The following is an 18,585-nucleotide window of genomic DNA, read 5'->3' on the forward strand; positions in this document are numbered from 1 at the left end:
CTGCACTGCGTCCGCGTTACGCCTGCCGCCTGCCTGTGACGCCGAGCATACCGACGCAGACAAGATCTACCCCTTCACGGCCGTGTACACACCGCATCACGTGAATCGTGTTGACTCGGTTCACAGCCTCTGCTCTTATTGACCCAGCGAACGAACGACCGCCCGAGGGAGGCGGTCGCCGCATCGGGGAGGGGACAGCCATGGGGATGAAGGGCAGGCTCACGCTGAGCGCTGTCGTGGGGGTCGTCGTCATCGGGGTCGTGTCGGCGAACGCCAACACCCGTGGCGGGGGTGGCGGTTCGGGCCGTGGTTCCGGCAGCGGCGCCAAGGGCTCCTCGGCGTCCGCGGAACACAGGACCGCCACCAAGAAGGACTCGGGCCCGACCGAGGCCGCCGCGAAGAAGAAGGCCGCGTTCGCCGGGGACGGCGACTTCCGGGTCGGCACGGACATCAGGCCCGGTACGTATCGCACCAGCGGCAACACCGACGGCATGTGCTACTGGGAGCGGACCAAGGACACCTCCGGCGACACGGACTCGCTGCTGGCCAACGACAATGTGAGCGGCGCCGGTTACGTCACCGTCAAGGCCACCGACAAGATCTTCCAGTCCAGCGGCTGCAAGGACTGGGAGGCCGTCGACGCGAAGGCGCAGGGCTCCCCCGCCACGAAGATGGCCGGCGACGGCGGCATGTTCAAGATCGGCACCGACATCACCCCCGGCACCTACAGGTCCACCGGCAACACGGACGACCTGTGCTACTGGGAGCGCGCGAAGGACGCCGAGCACGGACTGGACTCGATCCTCGCGAACGACAACGTGACCGGCACGGCCGTCGTCACGATCAGCACCAAGGACGCGTACTTCAAGACGACCGGCTGCAAGAACTGGACGAAGACGGCCTGACGTTCTGATCAGGTGGTCAGGCCGACGCTCGTCCGACTGCCACCCGCGTGCCCATCCCGCCGTAGGCCCATCTCTGCGCATCGGTCTGCCCGGCACCTCTCCGGACCTCGCTTCGGAGCACCCCTTTCATCTCGTCACCGCTCACCACTCCATCAAGGAACTGCCATGCGTCGTACCGCACTTGCCGCTCTCTGCCTCACCACCGTGGCCGCCGCGGGACTCACCGGGTGTCTGCCCGGTGAGGACAAGGCGGACAGCAAGCCGAAGGGGCCGTTCGCCGGGCTGACCGGTGGCGAGATCGCCGACCGGTCCATGACCGCCACCACCGGCGCCTCGTCGCTACGGCTGAAGGGCGACATACCCGACGACGAGAGCGGCGGCACGATCGTGATCGACATGGCGCTGAACAAGAAGGGCGAGTGCGCCGGCACGCTGAGCCTGCAGGGCAAGGGCAAGGCCGACATGATCAAGGTCGGCGACACCATCTACATGAAGTACGACGAGGCGTTCCTGCGCGGCCAGAGCGACGGCGAGTCCAAGGCGGACACCGATGCGGTCGTGGACATGATGGCCGGGAAGTGGACCAAGATGTCCGCGAAGGGCGCGGACGCCAAGGACATCGCGAGCTTCTGCGACCTGAACTCGATGCTCGGCGACGCCGCCGACGGCAACTCCGACGCGACGCGCGGCAAGACGACCACCCTCGACGGCACCCCGGCCATCACCCTGCACGAGAAGGACGGCAAGGACAGCTACACGCTGTACGTGGCGACCGAGGGCAAGCCGTATGTACTGCGCATCGACAGCGTCTCCGCGAAGGACCCGGGGACGCTCACGTTCGGCGAGTACGAGAAGCCCGTACCGGCGAAGAAGCCCACCGGCAAGATCCTGGACCTGGACAAGCTGGGCAGCTGAGCCACCGAGCCACCAAGTCTCCTGTGGCTACGGCACGTTCACGGGGCGTGCCGTAGCCACAGGTCGGGGTCGTCAAGTCGAGGCTGTGTCACCTCAGTTCGCGTGGAACCTCGCCGGCGCGTTCGTCGGGTTGCCCCCGGTCGGCAGGGCCTGCTTCGAGCAGGTGGAGAGGACCTTGACCATCGCGGCCTTCTCCGCCGAGGTGACCCACAGCCCGTACTTCTTCTTCACGGCGACCTGCGCGGCGACATACGTGCACCGGTACGCCTTGGGCGGCACCCAGGTCGCCGTGTCGCCATCGCCCTTGCTGCGGTTGGGGCTGGCGCCGACGGTGAGGAGGTTGAGCGGGTCGTTGGCGAGAGCTATGCGCTTGCTGGCGTCCCAGTACTTGGCGCCCTTCTGCCAGGCGTCGGAGAGGGCGACCAGGTGGTCGATGTCGACGAGGCTGGCGCCGCGCTTGTAGACGACTTCCTTGCCGGAGTACGGATCGGATTCGAGGACGCCGTACGACACCTTGCAGTCGCCGTCGGTGAACTTCACCTGCTTCAGGTCCCGTTTGAGGATGTCGTCCCTGGTGTCGCAGCTGTTGGAGTCCGTGTCGGCCCAGGCCGTGCCGAACCGTTCGCGGGAGTAACCGGTCTTCGGCGCACGCCCCTTCACGGTCAGGGACTCGGCGGCGGTCAGGGCCGCGCCCCCGCCGGAACCCGCGCCGGAACCTCCGCCGGCGGTCGCCTCGGGCCCGGAGTCGCCCGTTCCCGTGGTGTCCGTCTTGCATCCGGCGACCGACAACATGACCAAGGCGGCGATTGCCGCCCCACCCCTCAGACGCATCACGTGCGCCCCTCCCCTTGCTCACCCGGCCCCGCCCCTGAGAGGGCGGATATTGCCTGGTCCCACGGTAGCGGCGGACGCGTCACGGGCATACGGGACCTAAGCCCGTATGGCACGCAACTCGCCTGTATCGCAGCGGTGGAACAGGCCGAAGTACCGGCTTCCCTCACCCCCTCTCCTTACTCCCCTTACTCCGCCCCGGATTTCACGCGCCCTCAGACCCGCAGCCCATCAGCCCCCCGTCTCTCAGACCTTGCCGATGCCCAACGTCGACTCCGAGGGCAGCAGCCCGGACCCGAGCACGGCGACCCAGAACTCCCCCAGCAGGTCGGCGAGTCGGTCGGTGTCGGTCCGGCCGAGGAACTGCCAGGGTGCGGCGGCCAGTTGGTCGGTGCGGCGCTCGACCTCCTGGCGCAGATCGCGGCCCGCCCGCGTCGCCGTACCCATGTCGTCTATGACTCCTCGGCCGACCAGCCGTTCGCGGGCCGCCGTCCACTCCTCCCGGCTCCAGCCCCGGCTCTCGAAACGCTGGACGGAGGCGGCGCCGATCGCGGCGAAGGAGACCAGGGACTCGACCGGGTCGAGGTCGGCGACGAGGAGGGCGGCGAGGTGGCCGTCGCCCCGGTGTTCGCGCAGGATCGTCGCCGCCTGCCACAACTGGAGGTGGGGTTCCGAGGGCCACGCCAACTCGGCGTTGGCCGCGGCGAGGGGGCGGCCGGCGGTGTTCGCCGCCTCGGCGGCGCGGCGGGCGAGGGCGGCGGCCTCCGCCAGCTCGGGGCTGTCGACGCGGTCGCCGAATATCGCGCGGTAGGCCTGGTCCATGCCGCGCAGCCTCGCCTTCAGTACGGCGTCCGGGCTCGCGGTGCTCCACGCCGATTCCATGTGCTCGGCGACCATGCGGGGGCCGAAGCTGTAGAAGGCGGAGGTCACCCGCTCACTGCCGACCGGGCCCAACGGCGCGGCGCGCAGCGGGAAGTAGCCCGGCCAGCGCTCCTCGGTGCCGTATCCGAGCGCGGCCGCCTCCTCGAAGACCTCCGGCGCGTAGTACAGCACCGCGTGCAGGGGTTCGAGCAGATGCCAGAGCTGGCGCACGCGGCTCAGCTCCACGGTGGGGAGGCTTTTCGTGGTCTCCACTCCACGCACGCTTTCCGACATGGCGTAACTCCTCGTCGCGTCCCGGTCGTTCCACAACTTGACACTGACAAGATTGCCCCAGCCGCCCGAACTTGTCAATGCCTAGATTCGGCGTACGCTGCTGACCATGAGCACAGCCAAGCCCGCGAAGACGGACGAGACCGCCGAGAGCGCCAAGACATCCGAGGGCAACCGCCGCCCCTACCACCACGGCGATCTGCGCCGCGCCATCCTCACCGCCGCGCTCGACGTCATCGCCGCCGACGGCCCGTCCGCGCTGAGCCTGCGGGATCTCGCCCGCCGCGCCGGTGTCTCGCACGCGGCGCCGGCGCATCACTTCAAGGACCGCACGGGGCTGTTGACGGCGATCGCGGCGGAGGGGTTCGGGCTGCTGGCGGGCGCGATCGGGGAGGCGGCGGACCTGAAGGACGCGGGCGTCCGCTACGTGCGCTTCGCGCGCGAGCATCCGGCGCACTTCCAAGTGATGTTCGCGCCCGAGCTGTTGCGCGACGGCGACCTCGAACTCACCACGGCCCGCGCCCTCGCCACCGACGCCCTGCGCCACGCCGTCTCCGCCGTACCCCCCGAGGGCCGCGGCCCCGACGACCGCCTCGCCGGTGTCGCCGCGTGGTCCCTGGCACACGGCTTCGCGACGCTGCTCCTGGGTCACAACCTGGACGGGGCGGTGGGCGAGCGGGACCCGGAGGAGGTGTTCCGGGTGCTGGCGGGCATGCTGTTCCGCCCGGCCTCCGGCCTGACCCCGCCCCCCGTCTGACGCGACCGACCGGCAGGCGCCTCTACGCCCCCGGCCGACCGGTCCCCCTACAGCTCCTGGTAACTCTCCCTACGACTCCCTACGACCCCAGGATCGTCGCCAGGAACTCCCCCACCCACCCCAGCAACTGCCGCCCGACCAGCGGCTTCCCGCCCACCTTGGCCGTCTTCGGGCGGGGTACCAGCACCTGGTGGGCGGCCGGCTTGATGACGGTGCCCGGGTAGAGGCGCTTGAGGCGCAGCTCCTGGGACTCCCTCAACTCCACCGGTGCGAAGCGGATGTTGGTGCCCTGGAGGACGATGTCGCCGACGCCGCACGCGCGGGCGAGCATGCGCAGGCCTGCCACCAGCAGCAGGTTCTCCACCGGTTCGGGCAACTTGCCGTAGCGGTCGACGAGTTCCTCGCGTACGGCCTTGATGTCCTCCTCCGTGTTGGCGGAGGCGATGGACCGGTAGGCGGAGAGGCGCAGGCGCTCGCCGGGGGCGTAGTCGTGCGGGACGTGCGCGTCGACCGGGAGCTCGATCTTGACCTCCAGGGGCGGCTCCTCCTCGACACCGCCCTCCAGGGAGGCGCGGTAGTCCGCGACGGCCTCGCCGACCATGCGGACGTACAGGTCGAAGCCGACACCCGCGATGTGTCCGGACTGTTCGCCGCCCAACAGGTTTCCGGCGCCTCGGATTTCGAGGTCCTTCATCGCCACGTACATGCCCGCGCCCATCTCCGTGTGCTGGGCGATGGTCGCGAGGCGCTCGTGGGCCGTCTCCGTGAGGGGCTTCTCCGGGGGGTACAGGAAGTAGGCGTAACCCCGCTCGCGGCCACGGCCCACCCGGCCCCGGAGCTGGTGGAGTTGGGACAGACCGAAGTTGTCACCGCGCTCCACGATCAGCGTGTTCGCGTTGGAGATGTCGATGCCCGACTCGACGATCGTCGTCGACACCAGGACGTCGAACTTCTTCTCCCAGAAGTCGACGACCACCTGCTCCAGCGACTGCTCCGACATCTGGCCGTGGGCGGTCGCGATGCGCGCCTCCGGGACGATCTCGCGCAACCTCGCCGCCGCGCGGTCGATCGACTCGACGCGGTTGTGGATGTAGAAGACCTGGCCCTCGCGCAGGAGTTCGCGACGGATCGCGGCGCCGATCTGCTTCTCCTCGTAGGGGCCGACGAACGTCAACACCGGGTGACGCTCCTCCGGGGGCGTCGTGATCGTCGACATCTCGCGGATGCCGGTCACCGCCATCTCCAGGGTTCTGGGGATCGGGGTGGCGGACATCGTCAGGACGTCGACGTTCGCGCGCAGCTTCTTCAGCTGCTCCTTGTGCTCGACGCCGAAGCGCTGCTCCTCGTCGACGATGACCAGGCCGAGGTCCTTGAACTTGGTCTCGGAGGAGAACAGACGGTGGGTGCCGATGACGAGGTCCACGGAGCCCTCGCGCAGGCCCTCCAGGGTCGCCTTCGCCTCCGTGTCGCTCTGGAAGCGGCTCAACGCCCGCACGTTGACCGGGAATTGCGAGTACCGCTCGGTGAACGTCCCGAAGTGCTGCTGCACGAGCAGCGTCGTCGGGACGAGGACGGCGACCTGCTTGCCGTCCTGTACGGCCTTGAAGGCGGCCCGCACCGCGATCTCGGTCTTGCCGTAGCCGACGTCGCCGCAGACCAGCCGGTCCATCGGGATCGACTTCTCCATGTCGTCCTTGACCTCGGCGATGGTCGTCAACTGGTCGGGCGTCTCCGCGTACGGGAAGGCGTCCTCCAGCTCGCGCTGCCAGGGCGTGTCCGCGCCGAACGCGTACCCCGGGGCGGCCATCCGGGCCGAGTACAGCTTGATGAGGTCGGCCGCGATCTCCTTGACGGCCTTCTTGGCGCGCGCCTTGGTCTTCGTCCAGTCGGCGCCGCCCAGGCGGTGCATGGTCGGGGACTCGCCACCGACGTACTTGGTGATCTGCTCCAGCTGGTCGGTGGGGATGTAGAGCCGGTCGCCGGGCTGGCCGCGCTTGGCGGGGGCGTACTCGACGACCAGGTACTCGCGCGTGGCGGTCTGCACCGTGCGCTGCACCATCTCGATGTAGCGGCCCACACCGTGCTGCTCGTGGACGATGTAGTCGCCCGCCTCCAGGGTGAGCGGGTCGATGGTCTTGCGGCGGCGGGCCGGCATCCGCACGCCGTCCTTGCCGGCGGCCTTCTGCCCGGAGAGGTCGGTCTCGGTGAGGACGGCGAGCTTGAGCGCCGTATCGACGAAGCCGTAGTCGATCGAACCGGTCGCCACGTGCACTACGGAGGGGGCGATCTCCCCCAGCTCCGTCTCCAGGCGGGCCGCCACGCCCTCGCTGCCGAGGACCTCGACCGTGCGGGCCGCGGGACCGTGGGCCTCGGTCACGAAGACCGTGCGCCAGCCGTCGGCGAGCCAGCCCTTGGTGTCGGCGAGGGCCTTCGCGGTGTCGCCGCGGTAGGTCTCGGGGGCGTGCATCCCGAGCTTCAGGGTGTCCGCGTCGAGCTCTTCGTCGGCCGCGAAGGGCGACACCGACCACCACATCATGTCCAGCTCGCGCGCCCGGTCCCGTACGTCCGCGATGGCCCACAGGGAGGCCGCGCCGACGTCGATGGGCGCCTCGCCACCACCGGCGGTGGCCGCCCAGGAGGCCTGGAGGAACTCGTTCGAGGTGGCGACGAGATCGGCGGCACGCGTGCGTACCCGCTCCGGATCGCATACGACGGTCATCGCGCCCTTGGGCAGCACGTCGAGCAGCAGCTCCATGTCGTCGACGAGCACCGGGGCAAGGGACTCCATACCCTCTACGGCGATGCCCTCGGCGATCTTGTTGAGCAGCTCGCCCAGTTCGGGGTGCTGTTCGGCCAGGGCACGCGCACGCGTGCGGACGTCTTCCGTCAACAGGAGTTCACGGCACGGGGGTGCCCACAGGCCGTGTTCGGCGACCTCCAGGGAGCGCTGGTCGGCGACCTTGAAGTAGCGGATCTCCTCGACGTCGTCGCCCCAGAACTCGATGCGCAGAGGGTGTTCCTCGGTGGGCGGGAACACGTCCAGGATGCCGCCGCGCACCGCGAACTCGCCGCGCTTCTCGACGAGCTCCACGCGCGCGTACGCGGCGGCGCCGAGCGCGTCCACGATCGCGTTCAGGTCGGCGCTCTGGCCCGTCCTCAGGGCGACCGGCTCCAGGTCTCCGAGCCCCTTGACCTGCGGTTGCAGCACGGACCGCACGGGCGCCACGACGACGGAGACCGGGCCCGTCTCCGGGTCGTCCTCCCTCGGGTGGGCCAGGCGGCGCAGGACGGCGAGGCGGCGGCCCACGGTGTCGCTGCGCGGGCTGAGCCGCTCGTGCGGGAGGGTCTCCCAGGACGGGTAGTCCACGACGCCGTCCGGCGGGAGCAGCGAGCGCAGGGCTGCCGCCAGGTCCTCGGCCTCCCTGCCCGTCGCGGTCACCGCGAGGACGGTACGGCCGGTCTCCCTGGCCAGCGCTGCCACGGCGAAGGGGCGGGTCGCCGGAGGGCCCACCAGGTCGACGTGCATGCGGTTGCCGTCGGTCGCGGCGCGGGTGGCTTCCGCGAGGGCGGGGTCCTTGACTACGGCGTCGAGCAGACCGTGCAGGCTCATGGAGGGCTTTCCGTCTGGGGGTGGGCAACACGAAGGGCCCGACGCGAAGGGTGGGCCGGGGGTCTCCAGCGTACGTCGGTGCGGTGGCTGACGCCGGGGGCTGTGGATAACCCCTGCTTTCTCGGCACCCTGCACCACCGAAAAGGCCTTTCCCACCCACCCACCCGTTTACTGGCAACAGAGAAGTGGACCTCAAAGACGACAGACAAACGACAAGAAGAAACAAACCCGGCGCCAAGAAGTCCCCCGTGACTTCTCGGCGCCGGGCCTGCCCCCGTTGGACAGTGGCTCGGTTGGCTACTCCGTGGCGATCGCGTTGAGGACGTTCATCCGCCCCGCCCGGAACGCCGGGATCAAGGCCGCGAACAGTCCCACGAACGCCGACCCGATGAAGACCGCGATGATCGTGCCCCAGGGAATCTCCAGGACCTTCAGCCCCTCCAGGGCGAGCAGCTGCTGGGCCGTGGCCCCCCAGCCCATGCCCAGCCCCAGGCCGAGCAGCGCTCCGAAGAGGGCGATCACGACCGACTCCATGCGGATCATCCGGCGGAGCTGGCGGCGGGACATGCCGATCGCTCGCATGAGGCCGATCTCCCGGGTCCGCTCGACGACCGACAGGGCGAGGGTGTTCACGACACCCAGGACCGCCACGATGATCGCCAGAGCGAGCAGACCGTAGACCATGTTCAGGAGCTGGCCGATCTGGTCCTTGAGTTCCTGCTTGTAGTCGGTCTGGTCGCGCACCTGGTACTGCGGGTACGGAGCCATGGCCTTCTTCAGGGCCGCGTACGCCTGCTTCTCCTGGCCGTCCTTGGCCTTGGCGAACATGATCTCGTTCGGCGGGACCTTGTTCGCGGGGAGGTACTTCTGCATCGTGGCGATGCTGGTGTACCGCGCGCCCTGGTCGATGGCGACGTCGTCGTCCGTGATCGCCGCGACCTTCAGCTTCGCCGTCTCGCCGCCCTTGAAGGCGACGTTGATCGTGTCGCCGACGTGGACGCCGTGCTTCTTGGCGTACTTGGAGCCGACCGACATCGCGTTGGTGCCGTAGGCGGCGGACAGGTCGCCGGCCGTGGTGGCGCGGCGCAGGTCCTGGGCGTAGGACGGGTCGGCGGCGGTGATGCCGTCGGTGTCCTTCTGGCCGTCGGGCGAGGTGAGGGTGGCGTCGATGTCCTTGTAGCGGGTGACGTGGACGAGGTCCGGGGACTTCTCCATCGCCTTCTCCGCCTGCGGCACGATGCGCTGGTTGCCCTGGACGATGAAGTCGGCGCCGACGGACTTGTCCAGCTCGCTCGTCGCAGAGGCGACCATCGAGGAGCCGACCACCGAGAGGCAGGCGACCAGCGCGAGGCCGATCATCAGGGCCGCACCCGTAGCACCCGTACGCCTGGGGTTGCGGAGCGCGTTGCGTTCGGCCAGGCGCCCCACCGGTCCGAAGGCCCGCAGGAGTACGACGCTGATGACCCGTACGACCCCGTTGGCGAGCAGCGGGCCGATGATCACGAAGCCGATCAACGACAACACGACACCCGCGCCCAGGACGAGCGAACCGTCCGTCGCCTTCTTCGCCGTCGCCGCCGCGAACAGGGCCGCGACACCCGCGCCCGTCAGGACCAGGCCGATCAGACCCCGCACCCAGCCGGCCTTGCCGTCGGCTGGTGTACCGGCGTCGCGCAGCGCTGCCATCGGGGAGACCTTGCCGGCCCGGCGGGCCGGGAGGTAGGCGGCGAGGATGGTGACGATCACGCCGAGGAGCAGGCCGAGCACCGGGGTGGTCCACTTGACCGTCAGGTCCCGGGTCGACAGGTCCATGCCCGCCGCGCTCATCAGCTTCATCAGGCCTACGGCGATGCCGACACCGGCGCCGACCCCGAGGATCGAGCCGACGATCCCGAGCAGGGTCGCCTCGACCAGCACCGAGCGGTTGACCTGCCCGCGGGACGAGCCGACCGCCCTCATCAGGCCTATTTCGCGGGTCCGTTGGGCGACCAGCATCGAGAAGGTGTTGATGATGAGGAAGATGCCCACCAGGAACGCGATCCCGGCGAAGCCGAGCATGGCGTACTTGATGACGTTCATGAACTGGCCGACGCCCTTGCGGTTCTCGTCGGCGTTCTCCTTGGCCGTCTGGATCTTGAACGTCCCCGACGACGCGAGAGTTTGTCCCACGTTCTGCTTGAGCTCGGTGTCCGTCACACCGCTCGTGGCGGTGACGCCGAGCTGGGTGAACCGGCCGGTGGCGCCCAGGAGTTCGCGCTGTGCGGTGGCGGTGTCGAAGTAGACGACGGCCGCACCGGGGTTGGTCACCTTGAAGGTGGCGATGCCGACGATCCGCGCGGTGAAGTCACCGGTCTGCGAGATCGTGCGCAGCGATTCGCCCATCTTCAGGTGGTGCTTGTCGGCGGTGTCGGCGTCGACCATGACCTCGGTCGGGCCGCGCGGGGCGTGGCCGGAGGTGATCTCCATCGAACGCAGGTCGTTCTTCGTCCAGTTGCCCGCGATGGTGGGCGCGCCGGTCGAGGACCCCATGTTCTTGTTGGCGCTGTTCACGACGGTCACGTTCATCGAACTGACGCCGCCCTCGACGGACTTGACGCCCTGGGCCTTCGCCACCTGCGCGACCGTGGAGGCCGGCAGCGACTCGGGCAGTCCGTTCTGCGGGGTGCTGCCGTCGGCCTTGGCCGCCTTCGGCAGGACCGTCACGTCGGACGCGGTGGCCGCGAAGAGCTTGTCGAAGGTCGTGTTCATCGTGTCGGTGAACACCAGCGTGCCGCAGACGAACGCCACCGACAGCAGCACGGCTATCGCGGAGAGCGCCATCCGGCCTTTGTGCGCGAAGAAGTTGCGCATCGAGGTCTTCATGACGGTCATGACGTACGCCCCCGCGCGTCGAAGTCCTTCATGCGGTCGAGGACGGCGTCCGCGGTCGGCTTGAACATCTCGTCGACGATCCGGCCGTCCGCGAGGTACAGGACGCGGTCCGCGTACGAGGCGGCCACCGGGTCGTGGGTGACGATCACGATGGTCTGGCCCAGGTCGTCCACGGACCGGCGCAGGAAGCCCAACACCTCTGCTCCCGCACGGGAGTCGAGGTTTCCGGTCGGCTCGTCGCCGAAGATGATCTCGGGGCGGGCCGCCAACGCCCGTGCCACGGCGACGCGTTGCTGCTGTCCGCCGGAGAGCTGGTTGGGCCGGTGCTTGAGCCGGCTGGACAGGCCGACCGTGTCCACGACCTGCGCCAGCCAGCCCTTGTCGGGCTTGCGGCCGGCTATGTCCATGGGCAGCGTGATGTTCTCGATCGCGTTCAGCGTCGGCAGCAGGTTGTACGCCTGGAAGATGAACCCGATCCGGTCCCGGCGCAGTTGGGTGAGCTTCTTGTCCTTGAGGCCGGTGATCTCGGTCTCGTCCAGGTAGATCTGCCCGGACGTCACGGTGTCGAGCCCGGCGAGGCAGTGCATGAGCGTGGACTTGCCGGACCCCGAGGGGCCCATGATCGCGGTGAACTGGCCGCGGGCGATGTCCACGTCGACATGGTCGAGGGCGACGACGCGGGTCTCCCCGGCCCCGTACGCCTTGACGACCTGCCGCGCTCGCGCGGCAACGGCCGTACGCCCTCCAGTACCCCCGTGCCTGGGAATGGTCACAGCCGATGTCACGGTATGTCTCCTAAGTCGGTCGGCAGCAGAGCGTGCCGGTGCCCGGTCGATGCGGTTCAACTGGTTACGACGACGATTCTGGCGGCGGGAGGGGGTCCGGCGCGCTGGTGCTCAGCGCAGTCTTTCCCGGGGGAAAACCCCACCCTCCTGGGTTCGGCCTGCCGCCCCCCAGCGGCATAAAGCCAGGTTAAGGACGGCCCCTCCCCCTTCTCCTCCTCCGCCGGTACGAACCCTCCCCGGGTCGTAGTGGGGAGGGACCCCTAGGGGCTCTCCACCGCCGGGTGGAGTCGATCTCGGGGTCCGGTCCACCCACCGGCCCGCTCAGGTTCCGCCCTGCCGCTACGTGAGGGTCAAGTGGGAAGCTGGTGCGCGGCAGATAGATGCAAGGGGAAAGGAATCCTGTGGACCAGGGGGACCGGGACAGCGACACCGACGCCGACACCGATACCGAGATACGAACCGAGGCGGCCGGGCAGCCCGCGCCGGCCCCTCCCGACCGCCGCAAGCGCGCGGTCGTCGCGGCCCTCATGCTGGCGATGGCCCTGGCCGCCCTCGACTCCACCATCGTCTCGACCGCCGTCCCGCAGATCGTCGGCGACCTCGGCGGCTTCTCCGTCTTCTCCTGGCTGTTCTCCGGCTATCTGCTGGCCGTGACGGTCACCCTGCCCGTCTACGGCAAGCTCTCCGACACCTTCGGCCGCAAGCCGGTGCTGATCGTCGGGGCGGCGGTCTTCCTCGCCGGTTCGCTGCTGTGCGCGGTGTCCTGGAACATGGGCGCGCTGATCGCGTTCCGGGTCGTACAGGGCCTGGGCGGCGGGGCGTTGCAGGGCACGGTCCAGACGCTCGCCGCCGACCTGTACCCGCTGAAGGAACGCCCCAAGATCCAGTCGAAGCTGTCCACGGTGTGGGCGGTGTCGGCGGTCGCGGGCCCGGGGGTGGGCGGACTGCTCGCCGCGTACGCCGGCTGGCGGTGGATCTTCCTCGTCAACCTCCCTGTCGGAGCAGTGGCGTTGTGGCTGATCGTCCGCCACCTCCACGAACCGGAACGCGCCCGCACCTCCCGCCCCCGCATCGACTGGGCGGGCGCACTGGCCGTGTTCGCCTGCGGAGGCGTACTGATCACGGCGCTGGTGCAGGGCGGGGTCGCGTGGGACTGGCTCTCGGCACCCTCAATGGCCTTGTTCGGTACGGGACTTGCCCTGGCCGGACTGGTGGTCGCGATCGAACGGCGGGCGGCCGAGCCCATCATCCCGGGGTGGGTGTGGCGGCGCCGTACGATCGCGGCCGTCAACTTGGCCCTGGGCGCACTGGGGTTGCTGATGGTGGCGCCGAGCGTGTTCCTGCCGACGTACGCGCAGTCGGTGCTCGGGCTTGCACCCGTGGCGGCCGGATTCGTGCTGTCCGTCTGGACGTTGAGCTGGCCGGTGTCGGCCGCGCTGAGCCAGCACGTGTACCGGCGGATCGGTTTCCGCAACACGGCGATGCTCGGGATCGGGACGGCGACGCTGATCCTGTTCGCGTTCCCGTTCCTGCCGTATCCGGGCGCGGCCTGGCAGCCGATGGTGCTGATGCTGCTGCTCGGCGCGGCCCTCGGACTCTTCCAACTCCCGCTGATCGTCGGGGTGCAGTCGACCGTCGGATGGGAGGAGCGGGGTGTGACGACCGCGTCCGTCCTGTTCTGCCGCCAGACCGGCCAGACGATCGGCGCGTCCGTCTTCGGGGCGGTCGCCAACGGGGTGCTGGCGTCCCGGCTGGGCGGCGCGAGCGACCTGGACTCGGTGACGCGCGGCCTCGACGGGGGTGCGGTCCCCGAGGCCACCCGGCGGGCGATCGCGGACGCGGTGCACGCGGTGTACATCGGCGCGGGGTGCGCGGCGGCGGTGGCCTTCCTGGTGCTGCTGTTCCTGGCGCCCCGACGGTTCCCGGTCCTCAAGGAGCAGTGAGCGGGCCCGAGTTGGGCGATCCCGGCAACACCCGAGGTCAGTGGGTGTTGACGCGGCGGCGCCTACCGGCCGCCCAGTTCGGCGAAAACCACCCACATCCCCCAACCGGCGAGTAACGTGCGTGACCCCCGCCGCCCACTCCCTGCGGTCCGCCGCCACGGACCCGAGCCACGCAAGGAGCACGGGATGTCCTACGACCCGTACCCTCCGCATGATTCGTACCACCCGGATGATGTGCATTCGTCACCCGACCCGTACACCCCGTACGACCCGGACTCCGTCCCCTACACCCCGTACGACCACGCACCGCCCCCGTCTCCACCCCCGCCCACCGTCACCTACCCCTGGCAGCCACCCCCGCCTCCACCCGAGCGCCGCCGTCTCCCCCGTCGCCCCGCGCTCGGCAACCACAGCGATCTGCGCATCCTGCGCGGCGCGTACCGGCGTCAGCGGCGGGTGGCGACCCTCGCCGCGCTCGGCTACTTCTGCCTCTTCCTCGGGCTCTCCGCGTTCGCGCCCTCGTTGATGTCGAGCACCGGCACCGGCGGTGTGCCCACCGGACTGCTGCTCGCGCTGGTCCAACTGCCCGTCACCTGGCTCGCGACAGCGCTCTACGAACGCACGGCCCGGCGTCGCGTCGACCCCCTCGCGGACCGCTTCCGCAAGCAGGCCGAACTGGACGCCAGACGGGAGGCGGCACGATGACCGCAACGACCGCGATGACCGGTCTCAGGGACTCCTCGCAGACCATGTCGCTGGTGGCCTTCACCTCCGTCGCCACGATCACGCTGCTGCTGTGCGTGATGACGGGCCCCGACCGCGACGACCTCGACGAGTTCTACACGGGGTACGGCTCCCTCTCCCCGCTGCGCAACGGCCTTGCCATAGCGGGTGATTACATCTCCGCGGCGAGCGTGCTGGGCACGGGCGGGGTGATCGCCCTGTACGGCTACGACGGGGTGGTGCTGGCGCTGAGCACGGCTCTGTCGCTGATGCTGCTGATGTTCCTGCTGGCCGAACCGCTGCGCAACGCGGGCCGGTTCACGATGGGCGACGCCCTCGCCCGCCGGATGCCGGGACGTTCCGTACGGATCGTCGCGTGCACGGTGACGATCATCGCGCTGCTGCCCCTGATGCTGGTCCAACTCGCGGGCGCAGGGCAGCTGTTGGCGTTCATCCTCGGTTTCTCCAGCGACTTCCTGCAGACCGGCTGCATCATCGGCCTGGGCGCGCTGATGATCAGCTACGCGGCGATCGGCGGCATGAAGGGCACCGCGCTCATCCAGATCCTGAAGATCGTGATGCTGCTCGGGTCGGGAGCCGTGATCGCCGTACTCCTGCTGAACCGGTTCCACTGGGACCTGGGTTCGTTCTTCGACACGGCGGCGGGGCGCAGCGGCGCCGGACCGGCCTTCCTGCACTCGGGACTTCAGTTCGCGGGCGGGCCAAGTCCCCGGCTGGACATGATCAGTTCAGAGCTGACGGTCGTGATCGGCGGCGCCTGTCTGCCGCACATAACAATGCGCATGTACACCGCGTCGAGCGCGCGGCAGGTGCGGCGGTCGATGTCGTGGGCGGTGTCGAGCGTGGCGCTGTTCGTGGTGATCGTGACGGTCGTCGGGTTCGGCGCGACGGCGCTGCTCGGCCGGGCGGCGATCGCGCGGGCCGACCCGCAGGGCAACACGGCGTATCTCCTGGGCTCGCGGGCGGTGTTCGGGGCCACCATGTCGACGACGGAGACGCTCCTCTTCACCACCGTCACCACGGCCGTCTTCCTCACCCTGCTTGCCTCCGTCGCCGGGATGATCCTCGCCTGCGCCAACTCCCTCGCCCACGACGTCTTCGCGACCCGGGTCCAGGAGATGCCGGTCCGCCGCGAGATGACGCTGGCCCGCTACTCGGCGCTGGCGGTGGGCGTTCCGGCGATCGTGCTGGCGACGCTGATCCAGCACCGGGGCCTGCAACCTCTCGTCACCCTGTCCTTCTGTCTGGGTGCCTCGGCGATAGCGCCCGCCCTCGTCTACAGCCTCTTCTGGCGCCGCTACACCCGAACAGGCCTGCTCAGTACGCTTATCGGCGGCACCCTCTCCGTCCTGCTGCTGATGCCGGGCACCAACCTGGTCTCCGGCTCGCCCACCGCCGCCTTCCCGAACGCCGACTTCAACTGGTTCCCGTTCACCACGACGGGCCTGGTCACGATCCCGCTCGGCTTCGCCTGCGGCTGGCTGGGCACGGTCGCCTCGGGCCGCCGCGAGGAGGAGGAACAGCGCCGCCGGTACGACGCGATGGAGGGCTGGATCCTGGCGGGCGCGGTACGGAGAGACAGCGGCGGGACACACGGAGAGACACCGTATGACCGACGCAAAAGCACCGCATGACCGGTGTTGTAGCCGTGCATGACTCGTTCTTTGCCACACCACCACCCCGACTCCCGCTGTTCACCGCTCCTTTCCAGACTCTGCACGTCCGAGCGTGAAGGTCCCTGCATCAGCGGGAGTTGAACATGAGCCACGGCCACAGTCACGGCGATCACGGTCACCACCATCACCACCACGGGGACGGCGACACCTCGTCGCTGCCGCCCGCCCTCGACACGTCCGTACCGGACGCGGAGTTGACGCCCAGTCAGCTGTCCCGAAGAGGCATGCTGCGCCGAACGGGCCTGCTGGGAGCGGGACTTGCGGCGGGCGGCGTGCTCGCCGGCGCAGGGGAGGCAGCCGCGTCGGTGCAGGAGCAGACGGCCAAGTCGTCGAAGGGCAACGGCGGTTACCTGTGGCTGGCCGGCGACCACCACATCCACACGCAGTACAGCAGCGACGCGAAGTACCGGGTCATCGACCACGTACGCCAGGCGAACGCGCACGGCCTGGACTGGATGGTCATCACCGACCACGGCAGCGTCGCGCACGCCAAGATCGGTGTGGAGAAGGTCAATCCGGACATCGTCGACGCCCGTGAGAAGACCGACGACACCCTCGTCTTCCAGGGCCTGGAGTGGAACATCCCGGGCGCCGAGCACGGCACGGTCTTCGTGCACCCCGGCTCCAACGAGGTAGCTGTACTCAAGGAGTTCGAGAACTCCTTCGACGGCAGCGTGAAGAACGCGAGCGGCAACTCGCCCGCCAACGAGGCCCTCGCCATCGCGGGCGTCAACTTCCTCGCCGACCAGGTCCGCCGCCGCAAGGTCAAGGACGCGCTGTTCCTCGCCAACCACCCCGCCCGCAAGGGCATCGACTCCCCGCACGAGATCCGCGGCTGGCGCGACGCGCAGCCCTCGATCGCCGTCGGCATGGAGGGCGCCCCCGGCCACCAGGCGGGCGGCATCCCCAAGCCGAACGGCCCGGGCGGCGGGCGCGGCATCTACGACGGCAGCCCGAGCGCCGACTCCTTCGCCGGTTACCCGCTGGAGAGTTACCGCACCTGGGGCGGCTTCGACTGGATGACGGCCACGGTCGGCGGCTTGTGGGACAGCCTCCTCGCCGAGGGCAAGCCCTGGTGGATCACCGCCAACTCCGACTCCCACAACGTCTACGCGGACACCGCCGTACGCGGCCCGGGCGGCGACTTCAACGCCAACGGCCGCTACGAGGACCCCGTCTACGGCACCGGCATCAGCCTCACCGACACCGACTTCTGGCCCGGCCAGTACTCCCGCACCCACGTCGGCGCGACCTCCTTCGCCTACAAGGCGGTCATGGACGGCATCCGCGCGGGCCGCGTCTGGGTCGACCACGGCGGCCTGATCAGCGGCCTCGACGCCCGCCTGTCCTACGGCGGCCGCGAGGTCACCCTCGGCGGCGCACTCCACGTCCGCCGCGGCGCGCAGGTGGACCTGACCATCAGGATCAGCCTGGCGAACGGCCCCAACTGGGCCCAGTTCCAGCCCAAGTTGGCCCGTGTCGACGTCATCCAGGGCGATGTCACCGGCCCGGTCGCGGACAAGGACACGTTCGCCACCCCGAAGACGAAGGTCGTCAAGTCCTTCGAGGTCGACAGGTCCACCGGCACCGTCCGCCTCACGTACTCCCTCGGCCGCCTCGACAAGCCGGTCTACGTCCGCCTCCGCGGCACCGACGGCAACCGCTCCGCCGTAGGCGTCAACGGCCCGTCCGTAGACCCCGCAGGCCCCGCGATGGACGTCCTCGGCGACGCCGACCCGTGGAAGGACCTCTGGTTCTACTCCAACCCGATGTGGGTCCTCCCCGCATGACCACCCCCTACGACCCGTCCGGCGTCCACCCCGTCATCGGGGTGGACGCCGGCACGACCACGCTCCGCGAGGCGGACCACCTGATCCGCGACCTGACGACCACGCTCGGGCTTCCACCGGGGACGGTCGCGTGCACGCACCTGATCCGGACGGACACGCGCAGGGGGACGGCGGTGTCGCTCGCTCTGCCGGAGGCGGGTTCAGCGGAGGAGGTCTGGCAACGGCTCACGGCGACGGAGATGAGCGCGGCCCTGGACGACCGTAGACACGGCCCTTCCGGAGCCGCCGCCCTGGCCGCGGCCGAACACGCGGCGCGACGATCGGGCCGGGCGGTGCTCTACGCCGGCGTAGAACGCCTCACCGGAACAGTCACCGTGGCCGACCTGCTGGAGTCGACGGCGATCGACCAACTGACGGTGGTCGGCGCCCCGCTGAGCACCCCGGACCCCGCCACCCCGATCCTGACCCAGGACCACGTACGCCCCGAGTGGCGCGAGGGCCACCTGGTCCTGGCGCTGGTCCCGGCGGTGGGCAACACCCTGGCCCCGTTCGAGGTCCCCAAGCCGACCCCCTGCTGCGCGGATCACCCGTGACGGGGCCCACCCA

At 69.6% G+C, this 18,585-nt stretch carries 13 protein-coding genes; 8 read left to right on the plus strand and 5 right to left on the minus strand.

What is annotated here, in order from left to right; translation table 11 throughout:
* Window positions 1–200 precede the first annotated feature (200 nt).
* Both OG496_RS24770 and OG496_RS24775 read left to right on the plus strand, forming a co-directional pair.
* Window positions 201–905: a hypothetical protein gene (locus OG496_RS24770; RefSeq protein WP_405972434.1), complete on the plus strand. Its 705-nt coding sequence runs from the start codon at window positions 201–203 to the stop codon at window positions 903–905.
* 165 nt (window positions 906–1,070) lie between these two features.
* On the plus strand, window positions 1,071–1,820 hold the full coding sequence (locus OG496_RS24775) for a hypothetical protein (RefSeq protein WP_405972435.1): 750 nt from the start codon (window positions 1,071–1,073) through the stop codon (window positions 1,818–1,820).
* Window positions 1,821–1,913: 93 nt separating this feature from the next.
* On the opposite strand, the gene OG496_RS24780 is transcribed toward OG496_RS24775, so the two are convergent.
* Window positions 1,914–2,651, minus strand: coding sequence for an HNH endonuclease family protein (locus tag OG496_RS24780; protein ID WP_327407224.1), 738 nt, complete (start codon window positions 2,649–2,651; stop codon window positions 1,914–1,916).
* 246 nt (window positions 2,652–2,897) lie between these two features.
* Window positions 2,898–3,806, minus strand: coding sequence for an SCO6745 family protein (locus OG496_RS24785; protein WP_405972436.1), 909 nt, complete (start codon window positions 3,804–3,806; stop codon window positions 2,898–2,900).
* A 106-nt stretch (window positions 3,807–3,912) separates the two neighbouring features.
* On the opposite strand from OG496_RS24785, the gene OG496_RS24790 reads away from it, so the two are divergent.
* Window positions 3,913–4,560, plus strand: coding sequence for a TetR/AcrR family transcriptional regulator (locus OG496_RS24790; protein WP_405972437.1), 648 nt, complete (start codon window positions 3,913–3,915; stop codon window positions 4,558–4,560).
* Between the two features lie 79 nt (window positions 4,561–4,639).
* Here the strand turns inward: OG496_RS24790 and mfd are convergent, their stop codons facing one another.
* From mfd to OG496_RS24805, 3 genes are all read right to left on the minus strand, one after another.
* Window positions 4,640–8,170 carry a transcription-repair coupling factor gene (mfd, locus tag OG496_RS24795; RefSeq protein WP_405972438.1) on the minus strand — a complete coding sequence of 1,177 codons (3,531 nt, stop codon included), beginning with the start codon at window positions 8,168–8,170 and terminating at the stop codon, window positions 4,640–4,642.
* Window positions 8,171–8,467: 297 nt separating this feature from the next.
* Window positions 8,468–11,041 (minus strand): ABC transporter permease, encoded by a 2,574-nt coding sequence (locus OG496_RS24800; protein ID WP_405972439.1) that lies wholly within the window; start codon window positions 11,039–11,041, stop codon window positions 8,468–8,470.
* Entirely contained in the window at window positions 11,038–11,826 is a 789-nt protein-coding gene (locus tag OG496_RS24805; protein WP_366496999.1) for an ABC transporter ATP-binding protein, read from the minus strand. Before OG496_RS24805 ends, OG496_RS24800 begins: the two co-directional genes overlap by 4 nt.
* 380 nt (window positions 11,827–12,206) lie before the next feature.
* On the opposite strand from OG496_RS24805, the gene OG496_RS24810 reads away from it, so the two are divergent.
* From OG496_RS24810 to OG496_RS24830, 5 genes are all read left to right on the plus strand, one after another.
* A complete protein-coding gene (locus tag OG496_RS24810; RefSeq protein ID WP_405972440.1) occupies window positions 12,207–13,769 on the plus strand; it encodes an MFS transporter in 1,563 nt (520 codons plus the stop codon).
* Between the two features lie 186 nt (window positions 13,770–13,955).
* Window positions 13,956–14,474, plus strand: a complete 519-nt coding sequence (locus OG496_RS24815; protein ID WP_405972441.1) for a DUF485 domain-containing protein — start codon at window positions 13,956–13,958, stop codon at window positions 14,472–14,474.
* Window positions 14,471–16,147, plus strand: coding sequence for a cation acetate symporter (locus OG496_RS24820; RefSeq protein ID WP_405972442.1), 1,677 nt, complete (start codon window positions 14,471–14,473; stop codon window positions 16,145–16,147). Before OG496_RS24815 ends, OG496_RS24820 begins: the two co-directional genes overlap by 4 nt.
* Window positions 16,148–16,272: 125 nt before the next feature.
* Entirely contained in the window at window positions 16,273–17,979 is a 1,707-nt protein-coding gene (locus OG496_RS24825; protein WP_405972443.1) for a PHP domain-containing protein, read from the plus strand.
* Complete coding sequence (locus OG496_RS24830) at window positions 17,976–18,572, plus strand: hypothetical protein (protein ID WP_405972444.1); 597 nt, start codon at window positions 17,976–17,978, stop codon at window positions 18,570–18,572. The genes OG496_RS24825 and OG496_RS24830 overlap by 4 nt, the downstream gene beginning before the upstream one ends.
* Window positions 18,573–18,585: the final 13 nt, after the last annotated feature.

The organism is Streptomyces sp. NBC_00988, from assembly GCF_045162645.1.
Classification (GTDB): domain Bacteria; phylum Actinomycetota; class Actinomycetes; order Streptomycetales; family Streptomycetaceae; genus Streptomyces.